This window comes from Selenomonas sp. WCT3, assembly GCA_900100835.1.
GTDB classification, from domain to species: Bacteria; Bacillota; Negativicutes; order Selenomonadales; family Selenomonadaceae; genus Selenomonas_A; species Selenomonas_A ruminantium_E.
The window spans coordinates 174113-193883 of the sequence record FNCM01000001.1 but is presented as its reverse complement, the minus strand read 5'-3'; the positions used below and the strand labels follow the sequence as shown (position 1 = coordinate 193883).

The window sequence follows — 19771 nt, the reverse complement described above, 5'->3', positions numbered from 1 at the left end:
TACCTGTATAAGTTGAAAGTCAATGGGTCTCTTCGCAATCCTTGGGGGATATCCGCTGACGGAAAATCCAGTAGGTCCAGCCTTGATAAATTAGTACGATGGGAACCAGAATTGCAGCGGCTATGGTCATGATTCCCAGGGTGTAAGGGGTGGAGGCAGCATTATAAATGGTGAGGCTCCAATCCGGATTGATGCTGGAAACCATGAGCCGCGGGAAGAGACCTGCAAAGAAGGCCAGGGTGGTGGCGACAATCGCCAAAGAGCTTAGGATAAAACTGCTTTGGTAATGGCCGCTAAACATCTGCCGATAGCCGAGAAGGAAGAAGACGCCAGCGGCCAGCAGGGCGGTTCCGCCTAAACAGCTGTGGAACAAATCCGTTTTTAGGAGGGTCATCAGCAGGCAGAAAACAAAGGCGATAATGGCCAAGGCACCAGTACGCTGAGCAAACAGCTGGGCTTTTTGGATAAGACCCCTATTGGTTAGCCGCTGGGTGAGGAAGGCCGCGCCATGGAAGGTAAAGACCAGCAGAAAGGTGATGCCGCCAATGATGCTATAGGGCGTCAGCAGGTTCAGAAAACCGCCGGTATAAATCATTTTTTCGTTGATGGGAAGGCCCTGGATGAGGTCGATGACGGCCACACCCCAGAGAAATGCCGGGATGGCACTGCCAAAGCAAATGGCGCCATCCCAGAAGCGGCGCCAGCAGAGGCTGGTGTGCCGTCCGTGGAGCTCAAAGGCAACGCCGCGCAGGATAAGAGCCACCAGCATTAGGAAAAGTGCCAGGTAAAAGGTGGAAAACATGGTGGCATAGACATGGGGAAAGGCGGCAAAAAGCGCACCGCCGGCGGTAATCATCCAGACTTCGTTGCCATCCCATACTGGAGCAATGGTGCGCAGCACCTGGGTGCGTTCCTCATCCCGGGAACTAAGGAAAGGCAGCAGAGTCCCTACACCGTAATCAAATCCTTCCAGAAAGAAGAAGCCGGTAAAAAGAACCGTAATTAATATGAACCAAATAATTTGAAGTTCCATCATGCATTCCTCCCTTCATCGGGAATCGTGGTCGTTTGGATATGGCGGAACACAATGTAGAGTGCCGCCAGAATGAGCAGCAGGTAGAGTACCGTAAAACCAATGAGGGTGAGCCATACCGAGCAAGCCGTAAGATTCGGCGAGACGGCTTCGGCAGTGCGTTGGAGCCCTACGACAATCCATGGCTGCCGGCCGGCTTCAGTGATAAACCAACCCGTGGAATTGGCAAGGAAGGGCAAAGGCAGCAGGAAAGGCAGAATTTTAAGCAGCAGTGGGAAGGAAAGAATACGTCCCTTCACGGCCAGCAGTGTGGTCACGAGGGCTAGCAGCAGCATAAAGCCGCCGGCCCCCACCATGATACGGAAACTCCAGAACAGGGCTGGCACGTCTGGACGATAATCCCCGGGACCGTACTTGGTCTGATATTCCTTTTGGAGTGCATTGATGCCCCGGACTTCGCCACTGGGCTTATTGTAGAGCATGAAGGAAAAAACGCCGGGAACGGCCAGTTCCGTATCGTTGCGGGATTTATCCATATTGATATCAGCGGCGATGGCAAAGGGGGCTGGGTCAGCCGTTTCCCATAGGGCTTCCATGGAGGAGAGTTTCATGGGATTGGCAGTGGCTAGATATTGGGTATGCATGTGACCGCTTCCCATAACGCCGAGAAGGCCCACGGCCATGAAGATAGCACCGCCTTTCAGCGACTGGGTGAAGGCGTAACGGGAGGCTTCATCGTGAAGCAGTTTCCAAGCCGATATTGCCAGCACCACAAAACCGCCGGTGCTGATACCCGCGAAGAGGGCATGGGAATATTCTCCGGCGACATAGGGATTGGTGACAAGGGCCAGAAAATCGGTCATGACGGCCCGGCCGTTTTCGATGGCAAAGCCAGCAGGATGCTGCATGAAGCTGTTGGCAACGAGAATCCAGAAAGCGGAAAGATTGCTGCCGATGGCTACAATCCAGATGCAGGCACAGTGCAGTTTTTCCGAGAGTTTGTTCCAGCCAAAGACCCAGATTCCGAGGAAGGTGGATTCCAGGAAGAAGGCGGTAAGTGCTTCAAGAGCTAGTGGTGCCCCGAAGATATCGCCCATGAAGCGGGAATACTCGGACCAGTTCATGCCAAAGTGAAATTCCTGAACGATACCGGTGACTACACCTAGGGCAAAGTTGATGAGGAATATGGTGCCAAAGAAGCGTACCAAGCGCTTGCTGGCAGCTTTCCACTGGGGACGTTTGGTGGTGACGTAACAGGTTTCAAGCAGTGCGACGAAAATCGATAGGCCCAAGGTGATGGGGACAAACAGAAAATGATACGTCGTGGTGATGGCAAACTGCCATCGAGATAAGAGCAAAGCATCCATGAAATCTTCCCTCCTTTATGGGAATTCAAGAAATGAAAAGATATAACTTCGATTTCTTTTATTATATGTCAGAATATTGGGAATTACAACAAAATAAAAAAAGACCTTCTATTAAAAATAGAAGGTCTTTGGGTTAAGCACGTAAAGAGTTGAAGAGAATCATCAGCGAGGCACCAATTTGACCGATCAAAGCGGCCTCTGGTGGTAGGAATGGTCCGCCAAAGGTTTTGACAAGTCCCATGGCTGGGGGCAGCAAAAGTACCCAGAAGAGAAGGGCGACAATCCGGTTTTGCTGGACAACATCCATGACTTTGTGACTGACCTCAAATAGATGAAGGAAATCGCTAAGGCTGCTGTTTTTAAGGACAATCGAACTGTTTTCGGGCAGGTCGATGTCGTGAGCGGCGTCGCCGGTTTTTGCTGGTACGGGGCCGAGATGGATGCGCAGGTCGGCTTCGGCCATAGCGGCTTCATCGCGGATGCCGTTGCCAATCATGGCGACGGTGCAGCCATGGGTTTGCAGCAGTTTTATTTCCCGGGCTTTGCCCTGATCGGTAAGTTCGGAACGGGCGGTATCAATGCCGGCTTGTTTGCTGATGGCATTGGCGGTCCGTCGGCTGTCACCGGACAGCATGACAACCTGGACACCCTTTTGCTGCAGCTGGTTGAATGCTTCGGCAGTTTCCTGGGGAATGTTGTCGTCCAGCACGATGATGCCACGGCAGTATTTTCCGTTGGCCACAAAGACGGTGGATTGCCCCCGCTGGGCAATCTGGTCAGCTCGGGTTAAGAGGTCAGCGCCAATGTCGACGCCTTCTTCTAACAGCCATTCTGCCTTTCCAACGCGGACTGGGGCCCGGTTAATCAGTGCTTCCATGCCGCAGCCGGGAATCTCATTGGATGCGGAAAGAGGTTGCATGCGGGCTTGCCGGGCAATGGCTGCTTGATAGATAGCCTGGCCGAAGGGGTGCTTGGCTTCGCGTTCTGCTGAAGCCGCCAGCCCTAATAGCGTTCCCTGGCTAAGGCCTGCGGGAACAATGCCGGCAACATAGGGCTTGCCTTCGGTGACGATGCCGCCTTTGGAGACGGCCAAAGCGTTGATTTTATCGAGGGTAGCCAGCACATCCGGCGTCTCCAGTTCGATGTTCAATTTTTTAGCTTTGGCTGTACCCCGGGCAAGGGGCAGGGCTTGGGTGAGCCAAAGGGGAATGGGGAGCCCCACAATGAGAATCGAAAGGAAGATATGGATGACCGTTTCTTTCGATTCACCAGCGGAAAACCAGTAGGCACTTATGGCAAACGCCAAAAAAACGGCCAGGGCGGTAAAATAACCGATTGATGTTTGTTTTTTCATGGTATTTACCTCGATTTTACAGTATTCTAATCCTATTATCCTGCAAAACTTGGAAATGTGCAACAGAATCCATGGAAACACTTGAACCCATGGGGAAATATTGCTATCCTAGTATAGATAAAGATTTCGAAAGGATGTGTCTATGGTGATTCAAGTTGATGGAAATGCGAAAATCAACCTGACCCTCGATATCCTCGGCAAACGTCCGGATGGTTATCATGAGGTAGCCATGGTCATGCAGGCAATTTCCCTCCATGACACGATAGCGATGGAAAAGACAGCGGGAGAAATTACCCTGTCGATTAACGTCCCCTGGCTGCGGGCAGATGAAAAAAATCTGGCCTGGCGGGCAGCAAAACTCATAAAAAAGGAGTACGGCCTGGAAGGCGGCGTGGCCATGAAGCTGACCAAACGGATTCCCGTGGCTGCTGGATTGGCTGGCGGAAGTACCGATGCGGCGGCTGTATTGCGCGGCATGAACGCACTCTATGAATTGAATCTTTCTGATGAAACCCTTTGCCAGTTAGGGGCTCGTCTCGGTTCGGACATTCCCTTCTGCCTGATGGGAGGGACCATGTTGTCCACTGGCCGAGGTGAGGTGCTCACGCGCCTGCCGGATATGCCGGATACCTGGGTGGTGCTGGCAAAACCGCGTATTTCGGTTTCGACGGCATGGGCCTACACGAATTACGATGAGAAGGGTGCGGAGAAGCATCCGGACAACGAGCAAATCCAGCAGGAAATTGCCCGTGGCGACCGAAAAGCCATAGCCGGATTGTTGTGCAATGTGCTGGAAAGTGTTACTATTAATAAGTATGATGTAATTTCTGAATACAAGCAGATGATGATGGAACAGGGAGCACTGGCCAGCATGATGTCCGGCAGTGGCCCCACCGTCTTTTGCTTGGCGGAAAGCAAGGCATCAGCTGAGAAAATAGCCGCATTCCTGCGGGAAAATACCGACGCCAGCGTATTTGTAACGCGCACGGTGGGTATGACGAAAAAATCCTAACAGTATCAAAACCAGAATTGAGGGAATCGTAAATGGACAACAGATTAGCTCCCATTAAGCTTGACAGCTATCAGCCGCTGCGAGAGGTTGTATGTGAATCCCTGCGTGAGGCAATTCGCACGGGGATTTTGAAACCTGGTGAGCGCATCATGGAGATACAGCTCGCCGAGGAATTAGGGGTAAGCCGTACGCCGGTGCGTGAGGCTATCCGCAAGCTGGAATTGGAGGGCTATGTAGTCATGATGCCGCGCCGCGGTACCTATGTGGCTAACATGTCTATCCGTGATATCAATGAAATCTTTGAAATTCGTACGGCCTTGGAATCCCTTTCCAATGGGCTGGCTGCAGACCATATCACCGATGAAGAGCTGGAGCATTTGCAGCGCTTGTTGGTCATGATTGGCGGCTATATCAAGGAAGGTAACATGGAAAAGATTGTCGAGACGGATATTGAGTTCCATGACACCATGTACCATGCGGCCCGCAATAACCGTTTGGTGGGGATTATCTCCAACCTGCGCGACCAGCTGACTCGCTTCCGTACCTTGTCCATGTCCTATCCGGGACGTTTGGAAGCGACGTTAGAGGAGCATCGTCTGATTGTGGAAGCAATCGCTCAGGGAGACCGCAAGGCTGCCAGCAAGGCGGCGGAACGGCACATGGAAAATTCCGAAAAGACCCTTCTTCAGGCAATGGAGGCCATGAAAAAGAAGAATGAGTCCAAAGCCAAATCGAAAAAGAAAAAAGCTGAGGCGTAAACCTCAGACGCATAAAGGAGTATTGTAAGCATGTCTGATTTAGTAACAGTTATTCTGGCTGCCGGTAAAGGTACCCGTATGAAATCCAAATTGCCGAAGGTCCTGCACAAGGCTGCTGGCAAATCCATGGTACAGCATGTCATTGATGCGGCAAAAGCTGCTGGTGCTAAGCGCAACATCGTGGTAACGGGGTTCGGTGGCGATATGGTTCGCGAGGCCATCGGTGACCAGGCTGAATTCGCCCAGCAGAAAGAGCAGCTGGGGACGGGCCATGCCGTTATGCAGACGGCTGACCTGCTGAAAGATGAGACGGGAACAGTCATGGTTCTCTGCGGCGATACGCCGCTGCTGACGGGCGAACTCTTGAAGAAACTCTTCGATTCCCATGTTGAGGCTGAGGCAAAGGCTACGGTGCTGACGGCAATCATGCCGGATGCTACGGGCTATGGACGCATCATCCGCACGGCTGATGGTTCGGTCCAGAAGATTGTAGAGCACAAAGATGCCACGGAAGAAGAGCGTCAGGTAAAAGAGGTTAACTCTGGTATCTATTGCTTTGATGCCAAGGCACTGTTTGAGTCTCTGAAGAAAGTTACCAACGATAACGCGCAGGGCGAATATTATCTGCCAGATGTTTTGGAAATCCTGCAGAAACAGGGGGAAAAGATCTGGGCAGTAGCTGCGGACGATTACGAGTCCACGCTGGGCATCAATTCCCGCCAGCAGCTGGCCGGTGCCGAGAAAATCCTGCGCCGCCGCAAGAACGAGGAACTCATGGCCGAGGGTGTAACGCTTATGGATCCGGATACGACCTATGTGGATGCAGATGTCAAAGTTGGCCGCGATACGGTGATCTATCCGATGACTTGGCTTGAGGGCAATACGGTAATCGGTGAGGAATGCGAAATCGGACCGAGCATCCGCTTCCAGAATGTCAAGGCAGGCAACCATGTGACGGGCCAGTTCACCTATGCTCATGACTGCGAATTGGAAGACGGGGTTATTTTGGGCCAGTTCACCCATATTCGTCCGGATACGCATCTGGCTGAAGGCGTCAAAATCGGCAACTTCGTCGAAGTCAAGAATTCCACCGTTGGCAAAGGCTCCAAACTGCCGCATCTTTCCTATATTGGCGATACCGATATGGGTTCGGGTTGCAACATGGGCTGCGGTACCATTACGGTCAATTACGATGGCAAGACGAAATTCCGCACGAAAATCGGCAACGATGCATTCATCGGTTGCAACTCGAACCTCGTCGCACCGGTTGAGGTGGAAGATGGTGCCTATGTAGGGGCAGGCTCCACGATCACCAAGACGGTTCCAAGCAATACGCTGGCAATTGCCCGCGCTCGCCAGAAGAATATCGAGGGATGGGTCGATAAACGCGATCGTTAATTCTTAATAATTTTTTAAAAACAAAGTAAAGCTTTATGTTATTTTGGTACAAACAGTGCTATACTGTTGTATAAAGGGTGACTTTGCTCACTCAGGAGAAGAAACTACTAGTAGAACGATTTGGAGGATTTTTACAAAATGGCTTTAGACACTGGAAACTTATGCATCCTTACCGGTAACGCAAATCCGGAACTGGCAAAAGAAATCGCTGATCATATCGGCGTCAATCTCTGCGATGCATATGTCGGTCATTTCAACAACGGTGAGACGCAGGTCATGATTAGCGAAAGCATTCGTGGCAAGGACATTTTCATCATTCAGCCGACTTCTTATCCGGTCAATGACAACCTGATGGAACTTCTGATTATGGCAGATGCTTGCAAACGTGCTTCCGCGCATAGCGTTACGGCAGTAGTACCGTATTATGCTTATGCACGCCAGGATCGCAAGACCCGCGGCCGTGAGCCGATTTCGGCTAAGCTCGTTGCAAATCTCATGGTTACGGCAGGTGTTACCCGCGTCGTTACCGTTGACCTCCATGCTGGTCAGATCCAGGGCTTCTTCGATATCCCGGTTGATCATCTGGCTGCAGCTCCGGTTATTGCCAACTATTTCCGTGAGCAGAAACTTGAGGATGTTGTCGTCGTATCGCCGGATCTCGGTGGTGTTACTCGTGCTCGCATCTTGGCAGATCACCTCCATGCACCGATTGCCATCATCGAGAAACGCCGTCCGAAACCGGGCTGCGCGGAAGTCATGAACCTCATCGGTGATGTGGAAGGCAAGACGGCCATCATCATCGACGATATCGTTGATACGGCTGGTTCTCTCTGCGAGGGCGCTAAGGCGCTGGAGAAACGCGGGGCAAAACGTATCTTCGCTTCCTGCTCCCATGCAATCCTCAGTGATCCGGCAGTTTCCCGCATCAATGAGTCTCCGATCGAGAAGCTCGTTATCACCAACACGATTCCGGTACCGCCGGAGAAAAAATCCGAAAAAATCGTTTCGCTGTCCCTGGCTGATGCTCTTGGCGATGTTATCATGCGCATCCAGAGCCATCGTTCGGTCAGCCAGTTGTTCCGCTAATTGACGAAATAGGCAATAGCAGCAGCCTGCTCCTTCGGGAGCAGGCTGTTTTTGTGCATAAGTTACAGAAAAGAAAAGGGGGATGAGGTATAATAAAAACAAGGAGTTTGGAAGAGGAGGAATTGTTTTGGAAAAAGTGCAGACAGCTACGGATCTTTTTATTGAACACTTTAGTTTTTGGCCTCATCTGTCAACGCAGGAAAAAGAAATTATCAATGCACATAGCCGTATCGTTCATTATAAAAAGGGTACCCAGGTCCATCAGGGGCCGTTGGATTGTATCGGAGTATTGCTGGTAAAGCATGGTCAGCTTCGGGTATATACGATGTCTGAGGATGGACGGGAAGTAACCCTTTACCGCCTGTTTCCCAATGATGTGGGAATTTTATCGGCATCCTGTGTATTCGATGCGGTGACCTTTGATGTCTATATCGATGCCGCTGAGGATACGGAAGTATTGCTGACGGATGCCGTGGCCTTTCGCAAGCTGGCTGACGAGAATATCTACGTGCGCTGCTATGGCTACGAAATGGCGTCGAACCGCCTGTCGGAGATGCTCTGGAAGATGCAGCAGGTTTTGTTCTTGTCGGCGGACCGGCGGCTGGCAATTTTCCTGTTGGAGGAAAGCAACAAGAAGAATAGCCGGGAAATCCATATGACCCATGAGGAGATTGCCCGCTTTATGGGAACAGCCCGGGAAGTGGTCAGCCGGCTGGTGAAGTATTTCAGCCAGGAAGGCTGGGTAAAGACATCCCGGGGATGCATTTCCCTGACGGATTACGATGCCTTGAAGGAATTAGCAGGTTAAGAGCGAAATAAACGTTGAGAACCAATGGAAAGATGGTTTCTCAGCGTTTTTTTATTATCGCGTTGTATGATGGCTGTATAGTTTTAGGATAACGAAGAAACATCCAATAAATGGGAGGATATTATCATGGGACTTATCAAGGCAGCTGCTGGTGCGGTTGGCGGCGTTTTAGCTGACCAGTGGAAGGAATTTTTTTATTGTGACAGTTTGACGACGGATACGCTGGCCGCCAAGGGGCAGAAGCGAACCAGCGGGCGTAGCTCGAATACCAGCGGGGAAGACAATATCATTTCCAATGGTTCAGCCATTGCCGTCAACGAGGGGCAGTGCATGCTCATCGTCGAGCAGGGCAAAGTGGTGGATATCTGCGCAGAGCCCGGCGAATACATTTATGACAGGTCAACAGAGCCATCCGTCTTCGGTGGCAATTTGCGGGAGGATATCAAGGCGGTCTTTGCGCGGATTGGAAAGCGCTTTACCTATGGCGGCGATACGGGTAAGGACCAGCGGGTTTACTATATCAATACCAAGGAAATCATGGGGAATAAATACGGTACCCCAAGCCCGATTCCCTTCCGGGTGGTTGACCAGAATATTGGTCTGGATGTGGATATCTCCATCCGGTGCTTTGGGGAATACAGTTATCGGCTCACCAATCCGATTCTTTTCTATTCGAATGTTTGCGGGAACATCGAGGAACGCTATGACCGCAGCGAAATTGATGGACAGCTGAAAACGGAACTCATGACGGCACTGCAGCCGGCTTTTGCCAAGATTTCGGCCATGGGAATCCGCTACAGTGCTCTGCCGGGACATACCCAGGAAATTGCCGATGCCTTAAACGATGTATTGAGCACCAAGTGGGGAGAACTTCGCGGCATTGATGTGATATCCTTTGGTGTCAGCAACGTCAGCGCCAGTGATGAAGACCAGCAGCTCATCAAGGAGATTCAGCGCAATGCGGCCTTCCGGAATCCGAATATGGCCGCCGCCCAGTTAGTGGGAGCTCAGGCGGATGCCATGCAGCTGGCTGCTGCTAACGAAGGCGGCATGGGAGCCGCCCTTGGCTTTATGGGGATGAATATGGCAGGACAGGCTGGGGGCATGAATGCGGGGAGTCTGTATGCCATGGGAAATGCACCGGCCGCAGGAAACTCTGCCACCGCTAATCAGCCGCCAGCTGCGGCGAAGTGGACTTGTGTCTGCGGTGCCGTAAACGAGGGCAAGTTCTGCTCGGAATGTGGTAAACAGAAACCGGAACCGGCAGCTGGCTGGGATTGCAGCTGCGGACATAAGGGCAATACGGGCAAGTTCTGTTCGGAATGCGGGGCACCAAGACCCGCTGGCCCCTGGACTTGTGCCTGTGGTGCGGTAAATGATGGCAAGTTCTGCTCGAACTGTGGTAAGCCGCGCCCGTAATCGGAGAGGGGGAAATGCCGATGGCAGAGAGCTCGGTAAGTTACAAATGTCCCAATTGCAGTGCACCGCTTACTTTCCTTCCTGGTCATGAGCAGGTGACCTGCGAGTATTGCGGTAACGAATTTGCGGTAAAGACCATCGAGGAATTATTCCAAAGTCAGGAGAAACGGGTGGCCAAGGAGGCGGAAGCCAAGCAGACAAAGTGGGCCACCGAACAGGCTGGCTCAAAATGGTCAGCAGATGAGGCGGCGGCCCTGCACGTATGTATCTGTTCTTCCTGCGGGGCGGAAGTGGTTACGGATAATAACACCATGGCTACGGAGTGCTGTTATTGCGGCAATCCCACTATGATTCCCAAGAATTTTGCCGGGATGCTGAAGCCGGACTACATCATTCCCTTTAAAAAGACTAAGGAAGATGCGGTGGCTGCGCTGAAGGAATTTTACAAGGGGAAAATCCTGCTGCCCTCAGCCTTTACTGCCAACAACCGCGTGGAATCCATCCAACCGATGTATGTGCCATTTTGGCTGTTTGATTCGGCGGTTTCGGCCCATGCAAATTTCCGGGCCACCAAGTCGGTGGTTTATGACGATGGAGATGAAACGGTCACGGAGACATCGCATTTCGCCTGTGAACGTGGCGGCCGCATGGCCTTTCATCGCATTCCCGTGGATGGAAGCCAAAAGATGGATAACGATTATATGGAGAGCATCGAACCCTTTGATTATCGGGATTTGGTACCCTTCAGCACGGCGTATCTGACAGGTTACCTGGCAGATCGCTACGATGAAGATGCCGAAACTTCGGCACCACGGGCCGATAAACGTGTTGAACATAGTGTTCTTGCGGTCCTGGAAGAAAGCGTTAAAGGCTATGAATCGGTGAATCTTCAGGATTCGGCCATTGTCAAGGAGAAGAGTGAGGTCTCCTATGGCATGGTACCCGTGTGGATATTGACCACCCGCTATAAGGACCAGCCTTATACCTTTATGATGAATGGCCAGACTGGCAAGATGGTAGGAAGCTTGCCAGCTGATGGAACCAAGGAGTTCCTGTATCCGGCGATAGTATTCCTGATTACTCTGCCCTTACTCTATTATCTTGCGAAATATATCGTAGTGTAAGGAGGGGGAGAAATGATTAGAAAGAAACTACCGCTTTTAACAGCGCTATTATTGGTAATATTTATCGGATTGACGGCTTTTGCGGCGAAAAGTTTTGCTAATGTTCCAAGTGCAGAATCGGTACCGAGTGTTGTCGATCAAGCCGGACTGCTTAGCAAACAGCAGAAAGATGATTTGCAGAAACGGATACAAAAAGTTGAGCAGGAACACGGCGTCCGCATTGGCATAGTGACTATGAAATCCCTGCAAGGGAAAGAGCCCAAAGCGGCGGCCGATGAGATTGTGCTGCGGGATTACCAGGACGGCACTCACGGCGGCATGGTACTGCTGCTGGCGATGGAGTCCCGCGACTGGTATGTGTCGACGGACAGCCGCATGCGAAAAATGATAACCGATGAGGAGGGTTTTCCTCATTTGACAGATCAGTTCCTGCCGGATTTGAAAGATGGCAATTATGCCGATGCCTTTATGGCGTATGTGGATACAACCGATGAAATGTTAACCTATTATGAGGTAGAGGGGGAACCCTATGATCCCATGGTGGAATTCAGCTTGCTTTCGTTGATTATCGCCATTTGTTTGGCAGGGCTTATCGCCGCGCTGACTTGGGGCATTCTCGTTAGCCAGCTCAACAACGTGCAGCCAGCTGAGTCGGCAGACGATTATCTGAAGAAAGACAGCATCCATCTCACCGACTGCAAAGACACTTTTCTCTATATGAACGTGACGCGGGTAAAAAAATCCAAGAGTCGGGAAAGTTCTTCCTCCGGCAGCAGCAGTTGCGGCGGAGGCGGTGGAAAGTTTTAAGAAATACGCATTACCACAATAACGGATTGATGGTAATGCGTATTTTTATGTTTTGAAGTGTTTGTAATTATTGGAGGAATTTACAATGTTTTTTTGCAAGTATCAGGAAACGAGGCCAGTGTCGTTATAGCTGATAGATTAAAAATATTCTATTGTACAAAATGCAATTTAAAAAAATCTGTTTGATTTACTAGCGGGATGATGGTAGAATGGGAGTTAGAAAGATTTATCGGTAACATTGAGGTGCAAGAAATGAGTGACAAGAAGAAGTTTGACCCGCTGCTTTTAGAAAATCAGCTGTGCTTTCCTGTGTATGCATGTGCCAGAAAGATTGTGGCAGCGTATAATCCGTTCTTGAAGGAACTTGGACTTACCTATGCCCAGTACATCACTATGATGGTATTGTGGGAGGAGCAGGAAGTAGTAATGCGTGACTTGGGAAAACGGCTTTATCTGGATTCGGGAACCCTGACTCCGGTACTGAAAAAACTGGAGGCCATGGGATATCTGAAACGATATCGGAATCCTCAGGATGAGCGTGTGCTGATGGTATCGATTACCGAGAAGGGAAAAGCCCTTCGGAGCGAAGCCGAAAAGGTTCCTTATCAGATGGGATGTCTGGTGAATCAAAATGGGGAGTTGTTCTCTAGTGACGAGGTTGAAAAGTTAAAGGAACAGCTGTATCAGATTATTCATACGTTGGCGTGAACGCAAAAAAGCGGCGTCTGCACTTAGAGAAGGTGCAGACGCCGCTTTTTTATGGGAAATATCTGTTACTGAATCAGTTCGACAATTTTTTCTTTGGGAACCAGGCCGATAGATTCGTTTACTTTTTGTCCGTCCTTGAAGACGACAAGCATCGGGATGCTCATGACATCGAACTGGGATGCCAGTTCTGGCTCTTCGTCTACGTTTATTTTGCCGACTTTAACGTCGGGATGTTCTTCGGCAACTTGGTCAACAATCGGGGAGAGCATGCGGCAGGGACCGCACCAGCTGGCCCAGAAATCAATCAGTACAGTGCCCTTTGTCTTAAGAACTTCGGTTTGAAAATTATCTTTGGTAATGGTAATGGTATCCATGGTTGACCTCCTTGTAGTTCGTATTATATTAGGACTTTTCGTTGTCTTGATTATAGCATTCCGATAGGTCGGCTTCCGTGATTGGCTCACACAAATGGCAGGCAGAGGATAAAAGTATGGAGATTTCAGCAGAAAGTCATGCACAAGTTTTCCTGGCTGTGCTATAATGGGACTTGCTTTGAAATTTTAGCACAGGATATGTTTAGGAGGACGCATTACAGTGGATTTGAGCATAATGGATTTGTTAAAGACCATCATTCTCGGGGTGGTTGAAGGCTTGACGGAATGGCTGCCGGTATCAAGTACGGGGCATATGATTCTGGTGGATGAGTTCATTCAATTGGATGTTAGCCAAGCGTTTATGGATATGTTCCTGGTGGTTATCCAGTTGGGGGCCATTTTGGCGGTCGTAGCTCTTAATTTCGAAAAACTCAATCCCTGGTCCTCGTGGAAGACGAGACGAGAGAAGAAGGATACCTTCAGTCTTTGGAAAAAGGTTATTTTTGCCTGTGTTCCGGCGGCTGTTATCGGACTCTTGTTCAATGATTACATGGAAAAGCATTTCATGACGGCGCCGGTGGTAGCGGCAACACTTATTTTCTATGGTATCATGTTCATCTTGGTTGAGAATTATAACAAGCATCGCCGGCCTCGCGTCAGCGATTTGGCGCGGCTCGATTACAAGACCGCCTTTATCATCGGCATGTTCCAGGTGCTGTCGTTGATTCCGGGTACGAGCCGTTCTGGTTCCACGATTCTTGGTGGTATCATCTTTGGGACAAGCCGTTATGTGGCTGCAGAGTTTACGTTTTTCTTAGCGATTCCAGTTATGTTTGGCGCCAGTCTGCTGAAAATCGTGAAGTTCGGCTTGGACTTTAGTGGTTCGGAATTGGTGATTCTGCTGGTAGGAATGGTCACGGCATTTATCGTTTCGATCATCTCCATCAAATTCCTGATGGACTATATTAAGACCAATGACTTTAAGGTTTTTGGCTGGTACCGTATTGTCCTCGGTATTGTGGTTGTCGCATATCTGTTGATGGTTGGCGATCCAACAGCGAATAACTGATAAAACGAGAGTCTCATTTTGGAGCCGGTGCTCAAAATGGGATTCTCGTTTTCGTTTATTGGAGGCTGGGGGAAGATTTGCCTTTGGCAAAATGGGAATGATAGCGTTATAATAAGGAATACAGTTTTGAAATGGAGTGAATACGACAATGAAAATAATTGCTGGTCTGGGAAATCCCGGCAGTGAATATGAAAAGACAAAGCACAATGTTGGCTTTATGTTTGTGGATGCTTTAGCAAAAAAATTGGGCGTTACGGATTGGAAGGATAAGTTCGATGCAAAGATTGGTGAAGCTCGTATTGGCGCGGAGAAAGTTTTGCTGGTGAAGCCCCAGACCTATATGAATGAGAGTGGTCAGGCGGTGGGGCCGCTGATGAATTTCTACAAACTCGAGGTAGAGGACCTCATCGTGGTCCATGATGATATGGATATTCCAGCGGGAACAATCCGCATTCGCAAGAAGGGCAGTGCTGGTGGTCATAACGGAATCAAGTCGGTGCTGGCCCACGTGGGGGATGAGCATTTTGCCCGGGTGCGTATCGGCATTGGCAGGCCGATGCCAGGCTGGACGGTAGTCAATCATGTGCTGGCACCCTTTGTGCCGGAGGATGTGCCGAAAATTGACGAGGCCATCAAATATTTGGTTCCGGCGGTGGAATGCATGGTAACGGATGATGTGGATAAGGCCATGAATCAGTATAATCCGAAGAAGGCCAAAAAGAAGAAAGTCAAGCCAGAAGAGGTACAGGAGGGAGAAGCAGTCAATGGGTGAAAGGATTACCGCTGTCTATGCTGATGAAGACGGCAATATTTTGGATGCGCCGGGGATGCAGGGAATGGGCCGCACGGGGCGTGAGAACATCCTGCTGAAACCGGAAGATTTGATACCGCTGCCGGAGAGTGCGGACCTCATGCTGTTACCGGACCATTTGGCGGTGGGCTGTGCGGAGGATGGCGAAGTCATGCCAATAAGCGGACTGGCGGTAGCCGCCATTCTGCCAGCAGGCTATACTCGACTTTATCTGCCAGCCTATGAGCGGGCTGAGGAGGCCCAGCGACTGCCCTTATACGGGTACACGGCGGTTGTCGTCTACAAGGACGAACTCTATTGTGCGGCGGTCTATACCGATGAAAATCATAAATGGGACCCGGTTCACTACAATACGAAGGACTTGAAGAATCTGGTCAAACGTACCAAGAAGGACTTGCCGGGAAACCGCATTGTGGAGCAGGTGGGAGGCTGCAGCCTCAAGTGGCACTGCTGTACGGCCCAGAATCTCTTTTACCGCCGCTGGGAGTGCGGGATTCCGACTTCGCCGGTTTGCAATGCCAACTGCTTTGGCTGCATTTCCCTGCAGCCTGCTGAGTGCTGCCCGTCACCTCAGGAGCGCATCAAATTCCGTCCGACGCCGGAGGAAATTGCCGAAGTAGGTGTTTATCATCTTTCGGTGGCACCGGATGGCATCATCAGTTTTGGCCAGGGCTGCGAAGGCGAGCCTTCACTGGCTGCTGATAATATTGCGGCTGGCATTAAGCTGATTCGCGAAAAGACCGATAAGGGTCAGATTAATATGAACTCCAATGTGGGCTGGACGGAAGGCGTCAAGAAAATCGTCGATGCGGGGCTGGATTCCCTGCGGGTTTCGATTATCAGTGCCCGGGATGAGGGCTATGATGCCTATTATCGGGCCAGCTATCATCTGGAAAATGTCAAAGAGTCGATTCGCTATGCCTTGGACCACGGTGTCTATGTCTCGCTGAATCTCCTTTACTTCCCGGGATTCAATGACCGGGAGGAAGAATTGGCGGCTTGGCAGGAATTCTTCCGCGAGCTACCGGTGCAGATGATTCAGGTGCGCAACCTCAATATCGATCCTGATGCGTTCCTGGATATCATGCCGGAACCGCAGGGGAAAGCGGTGGGAACCCGAACTTTTATCGAGACCTTGCATAAAGAATTTCCGCAGCTGGTCATCGGTAGTTTTAGTCATTATGTGGAGGATTGAAGATGCTGGCAATAATCAATGGCAAATGCATTCTGCCGGATGAGCAGGGTGATTTTACAATACAGACGGGAAAGGTGGTTCTCTGCGAAGGCGAGCGAATCAAGGGGATCGTTTCTGAAAGCGAAGCGGCAGCTATGGCGATTGAGAAAACGATTGACGCCAAAGGCGGCTATGTTTCGCCGGGGTTCCTCAATGTGCATATTCACGGCTGTGACGGCATGGACACCATGGATGATGAGGAAATGGCATTGCCGCGCATGAGCCGCTTGCAGGCTAAGACCGGTGTCACTGGGTTCCTGCCCACTACGATGACTTGTGCCTGGGACGACGTGGCAAAAGCCTTTGCCCATATCCGTCACTATCAGCAGCAGCCCCCAGCAGGGGCAAGAATCTTGGGGGCCCATATGGAAGGGCCCTTCATCAGCCCTGCCAAGAAAGGGGCTCAGGCTGAGTGCAATATCCGCCCGGCTGATTTTGAACTGGTGGAGCCTTGGCAGGATGTTGTCCGCATCATAACACTGGCACCAGAGGAGCTGTCCGATTACCGTTTTGTGGAGCTTTGTGAGGAAGCCGGGATTACGGTTTCCATCGGGCATACGGCTGCAGATTATGAGACGGTGATGGAGGCGGTAACAAAGCATGGCGTTCATCATATCACGCATCTTTACAATGCCATGACGCCGTTCCACCATCGCAATCCTGGTGTGGTTGGTGCGGCGTTGGACTCGACGGCGAATTGTGAAATCATTGCCGACAATGTCCACTCTCATCCAGCGGCCCAGCGCCTTTTGTATCATGCCAAAGGCGGCAAGAATATCGTTTTGATTACGGATTCGTTAAGAGCCTGTGGCGTTGGTGACGGGCCCTCCGAGCTGGGGGGACAGAAAGTGTTCGTCAAGGGGGAACTGGCAACCCTGGAAGACGGCACGATTGCGGGCAGTGTGGCAACTATGAACCGCTGCATCAAGCTGTTCTGGGAAAACACCGGTGCTCCGCTGGCAAAGGTTATTGAGATGGCAACTAAGACACCGGCTGTCGAGCTTAATCTTTACGAAGAACTTGGCTCGCTGGAGACGGGCAAGCGGGCAGACCTGGTCATTTTCGATGAAGAAGTGAATATAAAACATACGATTATCGGCGGAAAACAGTTCTGCTGATTGAAAAAGCGGCGCAGACTTTTAGTCTGTGCCGCTTTGCTTAAAGGAGCTGTTTTACGATTCCGAGGACGAGGCCGGCAAGGCCGGAGGCAGCCAACAATTTTATAACACCGACCTTTTGGCGGACGGCCATGAGAGAGACAGCCAGAATCGCAATGCCGATGGGGTCGATGGTGGAGAGGTCAGCTGGTAGTTTTTCCTCGTTCCAGAGGGCAAGGGTGATAAAACTTATGCCAGCTGCGGCAATCAGGGCGATTACTGCCGGGCGAAGGCCGTTCAGGATGCCACGGATCGGCCCGATGTCGCCGTATTTGAAAAATAGTTTTGCCAGCAGGATACCGAGCAGAAAGGATGGAGTGCAAAAGCCGAGGGTGGCGGAAATAGCGCCGGGGATGCCGGCAATCTTCATGCCGGCAAAGGTGGCAGCGTTGATGCCGATTGGTCCCGGCGTCATCTGGGAAATGGTGAAAATATCCACAAATTCAGACAGGGTCAGCCAGTGATAGGTGTCAACGACAGCAGACTGAATCAGCGGCATGGAGGCATAACCTCCGCCTACACAGAAGATGGCCACTTTGGCAAATTCTCCAAACAGAGTCAAGTAAATCATGATAAAACCTCCTTAGTTCCCGTACTCGCGGCTGCGCAGGAACAGGAGTCCCAAAAGGCCGTCGAAGATAATCAGCAGCATGATGTTGACATCGAAGCAGAAATTGGCAAGGAAGGTGCCGGCGATGATGGCCAGGGGAAGAAGCAGTTTCTTCTTCAGCTGTTTGTGCAGCAGATCAATGGAAACGTTGACAATCAGTGCGGTAGCGCCGCATTGCATGCCCTTTAGCAGGTAGCGTACATATTGATTGGAAGCAAACCAGTCATAGGCGCAGGCGATAAGGGAGAGGGTGAAGAGGGGGGGCAGGATGGTGGCGGACAGGGCCGTCAGGGCGCCGCGTACCCCCGCCATGCGGTAGCCAAGAATAATTGAAGCGTTGACGGCTACGATGCCTGGCATGGACTGGGCAATGGATACGAGATTCAGCGTGTCTTTGTCATTAAGCCAGCCATACTCGTCGACGTATTTGGCCCGCAACAGCGGGATGATGACAAAGCCGCCGCCTACGGTAAAGGCACTGATTAAAAACGTCGATTGGAACAGTTTCCAATAGAAGTTGGGACAGGATGCGGCGATGGATTTCAATTCTTCGTTAGACATAATGATTCCTCCTGCTGGTTATTTCGCGTCAGGGATTGGTTTTCCGCATAGGGCGGTCAGAAACTTTTGGCCGATATGGGATAGATAGGTGTCACGGCGCCAGATGACTGCAATTTTTGTTTCGAGAGATGGCTCTTCGATGGTTTTGATATGAAGATTTTCATGGGCGGCAAGCTTCATGGCTGATAAGGGCGCTAGCGCGATGCCAAGACCTGCATTGGCCCAAAGCACAGTAGTGCGGGCATCGTCGTTGCGGCAATAGATTTCCGGCTGGATGCTCTGGGCAGTAAAGGCGTCAGCAAGCAGCTGATTAAAGCGGCGATAGACAATCAGCGGCCGTTTCGCTAGTTCCGCCAGCTGGATAGACGTTCTATTGGGACACCAGTCAAATTGGCCGGTCATTGCCACGGCCATGGGCTCAGAGTTAAGGTATTCGCAGTGGAATTGGCTGGCATTGAAGGGGGTACGGACGATGCCGATTTCGATAATTCCCTGCTCCAATAATTCGATGAGCTGGTAAGTGTTGGCGTCGTGAATTTCGAAATGGACATCGCGGAACTCTTTATGGAAGTCCTGTAGTCCCTGGCTAAGTAGGATGCTGCCCGAGGAAGAAATCGTTCCGATGGAGAGAGTGCCACGAAGGCCTTGGCAAAGGTCGGCGATTTCCCGGGTGGTGGAGTCGGCCATGTCCAGCATTTGTTGGGCCCGGCGGGCTAATAGCCGGCCAGAATCGGTGAGTTCGATGCGATGAGGTCCACGTTTGAAAAGCTGGGTACCGAGTTCTTCTTCTAAAAGCTTCATTTGCTGGGACAACGGTGGCTGTGCCATATGAAGTTTTTTGGCGGCCGCTGTAATCTGTTGCTCGTTTACAACGGTTAGGAAATAATTCAATTGTTTTAAGTCCATAGGTGTAAAATATCCTTTCTATATATTTATAATATACTGAACCGGCGGTATATATTTTTTAAATATATTAAATAACCGCTTCTATCATAATGCCTGGAAAGGAAATTTGCAAGGGGGAGAGAAAAACAATTAGCAGAGAGCTATGTAACCGTTGCAACAGACGGGTGTAGAAGCA

General features: G+C 50.8%; 20 protein-coding genes. 13 read left to right on the top strand and 7 right to left on the bottom strand.

The annotated features are described in order from the left end of the window. Window positions 1–19 precede the first annotated feature (19 nt). The 3 genes from cydB to BLQ36_RS01015 form a co-directional block, all read right to left on the bottom strand. The gene (cydB, locus tag BLQ36_RS01025) at window positions 20–1033 is read right to left on the bottom strand and encodes a cytochrome d ubiquinol oxidase subunit II (RefSeq protein ID WP_074513565.1); all 1014 of its coding nucleotides are present in this window, start codon (window positions 1031–1033) and stop codon (window positions 20–22) included. After that, on the bottom strand, window positions 1033–2400 hold the full coding sequence (locus BLQ36_RS01020; RefSeq protein WP_074513564.1) for a cytochrome ubiquinol oxidase subunit I: 1368 nt from the start codon (window positions 2398–2400) through the stop codon (window positions 1033–1035). Before BLQ36_RS01020 ends, cydB begins: the two co-directional genes overlap by 1 nt. Before the next feature lie 133 nt (window positions 2401–2533). After that, window positions 2534–3754, bottom strand: a complete 1221-nt coding sequence (locus BLQ36_RS01015) for an HAD-IC family P-type ATPase (RefSeq protein ID WP_074513563.1) — start codon at window positions 3752–3754, stop codon at window positions 2534–2536. 145 nt (window positions 3755–3899) lie between these two features. Between BLQ36_RS01015 and ispE the strand changes: the two genes are divergently transcribed. From ispE to BLQ36_RS00970, 9 genes are all read left to right on the top strand, one after another. Next, window positions 3900–4766 carry a 4-(cytidine 5'-diphospho)-2-C-methyl-D-erythritol kinase gene (ispE, locus tag BLQ36_RS01010; RefSeq protein WP_074513674.1) on the top strand — a complete coding sequence of 289 codons (867 nt, stop codon included), beginning with the start codon at window positions 3900–3902 and terminating at the stop codon, window positions 4764–4766. Window positions 4767–4798: 32 nt separating this feature from the next. Continuing rightward, the gene (locus tag BLQ36_RS01005) at window positions 4799–5524 is read left to right on the top strand and encodes a GntR family transcriptional regulator (protein WP_074513562.1); all 726 of its coding nucleotides are present in this window, start codon (window positions 4799–4801) and stop codon (window positions 5522–5524) included. 30 nt (window positions 5525–5554) lie between these two features. Continuing rightward, window positions 5555–6922, top strand: a complete 1368-nt coding sequence (glmU, locus tag BLQ36_RS01000; RefSeq protein ID WP_074513561.1) for a bifunctional UDP-N-acetylglucosamine diphosphorylase/glucosamine-1-phosphate N-acetyltransferase GlmU — start codon at window positions 5555–5557, stop codon at window positions 6920–6922. A gap of 138 nt (window positions 6923–7060) precedes the next feature. Then, window positions 7061–8008 (top strand): ribose-phosphate diphosphokinase, encoded by a 948-nt coding sequence (locus BLQ36_RS00995; RefSeq protein ID WP_074513560.1) that lies wholly within the window; start codon window positions 7061–7063, stop codon window positions 8006–8008. A 136-nt stretch (window positions 8009–8144) separates the two neighbouring features. After that, on the top strand, window positions 8145–8816 hold the full coding sequence (locus tag BLQ36_RS00990) for a Crp/Fnr family transcriptional regulator (protein WP_074513673.1): 672 nt from the start codon (window positions 8145–8147) through the stop codon (window positions 8814–8816). Between the two features lie 126 nt (window positions 8817–8942). Then, complete coding sequence (locus BLQ36_RS00985; protein ID WP_074513559.1) at window positions 8943–10235, top strand: SPFH domain-containing protein; 1293 nt, start codon at window positions 8943–8945, stop codon at window positions 10233–10235. A 20-nt stretch (window positions 10236–10255) separates the two neighbouring features. Next, window positions 10256–11359 carry a hypothetical protein gene (locus BLQ36_RS00980; RefSeq protein WP_074513558.1) on the top strand — a complete coding sequence of 368 codons (1104 nt, stop codon included), beginning with the start codon at window positions 10256–10258 and terminating at the stop codon, window positions 11357–11359. A 12-nt stretch (window positions 11360–11371) separates the two neighbouring features. Continuing rightward, the gene (locus tag BLQ36_RS00975; protein ID WP_074513557.1) at window positions 11372–12166 is read left to right on the top strand and encodes a TPM domain-containing protein; all 795 of its coding nucleotides are present in this window, start codon (window positions 11372–11374) and stop codon (window positions 12164–12166) included. A 252-nt stretch (window positions 12167–12418) separates the two neighbouring features. After that, window positions 12419–12874 (top strand): MarR family winged helix-turn-helix transcriptional regulator, encoded by a 456-nt coding sequence (locus BLQ36_RS00970; protein WP_074513556.1) that lies wholly within the window; start codon window positions 12419–12421, stop codon window positions 12872–12874. A gap of 65 nt (window positions 12875–12939) precedes the next feature. On the opposite strand, the gene trxA is transcribed toward BLQ36_RS00970, so the two are convergent. Continuing rightward, window positions 12940–13272: a thioredoxin gene (gene trxA / locus BLQ36_RS00965; RefSeq protein WP_318260891.1), complete on the bottom strand. Its 333-nt coding sequence runs from the start codon at window positions 13270–13272 to the stop codon at window positions 12940–12942. 211 nt (window positions 13273–13483) lie between these two features. On the opposite strand from trxA, the gene BLQ36_RS00960 reads away from it, so the two are divergent. The 4 genes from BLQ36_RS00960 to nagA all read left to right on the top strand — a co-directional run bounded on the left by BLQ36_RS00960 (window position 13484) and on the right by nagA (window position 17480). Continuing rightward, window positions 13484–14317 carry an undecaprenyl-diphosphate phosphatase gene (locus BLQ36_RS00960; protein WP_074513554.1) on the top strand — a complete coding sequence of 278 codons (834 nt, stop codon included), beginning with the start codon at window positions 13484–13486 and terminating at the stop codon, window positions 14315–14317. Between the two features lie 148 nt (window positions 14318–14465). Continuing rightward, window positions 14466–15089, top strand: coding sequence for an aminoacyl-tRNA hydrolase (gene pth, locus BLQ36_RS00955; protein ID WP_074513553.1), 624 nt, complete (start codon window positions 14466–14468; stop codon window positions 15087–15089). After that, on the top strand, window positions 15082–16323 hold the full coding sequence (locus BLQ36_RS00950; RefSeq protein ID WP_074513552.1) for a radical SAM protein: 1242 nt from the start codon (window positions 15082–15084) through the stop codon (window positions 16321–16323). The genes pth and BLQ36_RS00950 overlap by 8 nt, the downstream gene beginning before the upstream one ends. A 2-nt stretch (window positions 16324–16325) precedes the next feature. Then, window positions 16326–17480: an N-acetylglucosamine-6-phosphate deacetylase gene (gene nagA / locus BLQ36_RS00945; RefSeq protein WP_074513551.1), complete on the top strand. Its 1155-nt coding sequence runs from the start codon at window positions 16326–16328 to the stop codon at window positions 17478–17480. A gap of 40 nt (window positions 17481–17520) precedes the next feature. On the opposite strand, the gene BLQ36_RS00940 is transcribed toward nagA, so the two are convergent. Genes BLQ36_RS00940 through BLQ36_RS00930 form a run of 3 tightly spaced genes read right to left on the bottom strand, consistent with a single transcriptional unit; the run spans window position 17521 to window position 19596 of the window. Further along, a complete protein-coding gene (locus BLQ36_RS00940) occupies window positions 17521–18090 on the bottom strand; it encodes a chromate transporter (protein ID WP_074513550.1) in 570 nt (189 codons plus the stop codon). Window positions 18091–18102: 12 nt separating this feature from the next. Next, window positions 18103–18690, bottom strand: coding sequence for a chromate transporter (locus tag BLQ36_RS00935; protein ID WP_074513549.1), 588 nt, complete (start codon window positions 18688–18690; stop codon window positions 18103–18105). Window positions 18691–18708: 18 nt separating this feature from the next. Next, complete coding sequence (locus tag BLQ36_RS00930) at window positions 18709–19596, bottom strand: LysR family transcriptional regulator (RefSeq protein ID WP_074513548.1); 888 nt, start codon at window positions 19594–19596, stop codon at window positions 18709–18711. Window positions 19597–19771 lie beyond the last annotated feature (175 nt).

What these genes read in the sequence shown, in the direction of transcription:
- cydB (WP_074513565.1), bottom strand. Translation starts at nt 1,033, where the DNA reads ATGGAACTTCAAATTATTTGGTTCATATTAATTACGGTTCTTTTTACC.
- BLQ36_RS01020 (WP_074513564.1), bottom strand. Translation starts at nt 2,400, where the DNA reads ATGGATGCTTTGCTCTTATCTCGATGGCAGTTTGCCATCACCACGACG.
- BLQ36_RS01015 (WP_074513563.1), bottom strand. Translation starts at nt 3,754, where the DNA reads ATGAAAAAACAAACATCAATCGGTTATTTTACCGCCCTGGCCGTTTTT.
- BLQ36_RS01005 (WP_074513562.1), top strand. Translation starts at nt 4,799, where the DNA reads ATGGACAACAGATTAGCTCCCATTAAGCTTGACAGCTATCAGCCGCTG.
- glmU (WP_074513561.1), top strand. Translation starts at nt 5,555, where the DNA reads ATGTCTGATTTAGTAACAGTTATTCTGGCTGCCGGTAAAGGTACCCGT.
- BLQ36_RS00995 (WP_074513560.1), top strand. Translation starts at nt 7,061, where the DNA reads ATGGCTTTAGACACTGGAAACTTATGCATCCTTACCGGTAACGCAAAT.
- BLQ36_RS00985 (WP_074513559.1), top strand. Translation starts at nt 8,943, where the DNA reads ATGGGACTTATCAAGGCAGCTGCTGGTGCGGTTGGCGGCGTTTTAGCT.
- BLQ36_RS00980 (WP_074513558.1), top strand. Translation starts at nt 10,256, where the DNA reads ATGGCAGAGAGCTCGGTAAGTTACAAATGTCCCAATTGCAGTGCACCG.
- BLQ36_RS00975 (WP_074513557.1), top strand. Translation starts at nt 11,372, where the DNA reads ATGATTAGAAAGAAACTACCGCTTTTAACAGCGCTATTATTGGTAATA.
- BLQ36_RS00970 (WP_074513556.1), top strand. Translation starts at nt 12,419, where the DNA reads ATGAGTGACAAGAAGAAGTTTGACCCGCTGCTTTTAGAAAATCAGCTG.
- BLQ36_RS00960 (WP_074513554.1), top strand. Translation starts at nt 13,484, where the DNA reads ATGGATTTGTTAAAGACCATCATTCTCGGGGTGGTTGAAGGCTTGACG.
- pth (WP_074513553.1), top strand. Translation starts at nt 14,466, where the DNA reads ATGAAAATAATTGCTGGTCTGGGAAATCCCGGCAGTGAATATGAAAAG.
- BLQ36_RS00950 (WP_074513552.1), top strand. Translation starts at nt 15,082, where the DNA reads ATGGGTGAAAGGATTACCGCTGTCTATGCTGATGAAGACGGCAATATT.
- nagA (WP_074513551.1), top strand. Translation starts at nt 16,326, where the DNA reads ATGCTGGCAATAATCAATGGCAAATGCATTCTGCCGGATGAGCAGGGT.
- BLQ36_RS00940 (WP_074513550.1), bottom strand. Translation starts at nt 18,090, where the DNA reads ATGATTTACTTGACTCTGTTTGGAGAATTTGCCAAAGTGGCCATCTTC.
- BLQ36_RS00935 (WP_074513549.1), bottom strand. Translation starts at nt 18,690, where the DNA reads ATGTCTAACGAAGAATTGAAATCCATCGCCGCATCCTGTCCCAACTTC.
- BLQ36_RS00930 (WP_074513548.1), bottom strand. Translation starts at nt 19,596, where the DNA reads ATGGACTTAAAACAATTGAATTATTTCCTAACCGTTGTAAACGAGCAA.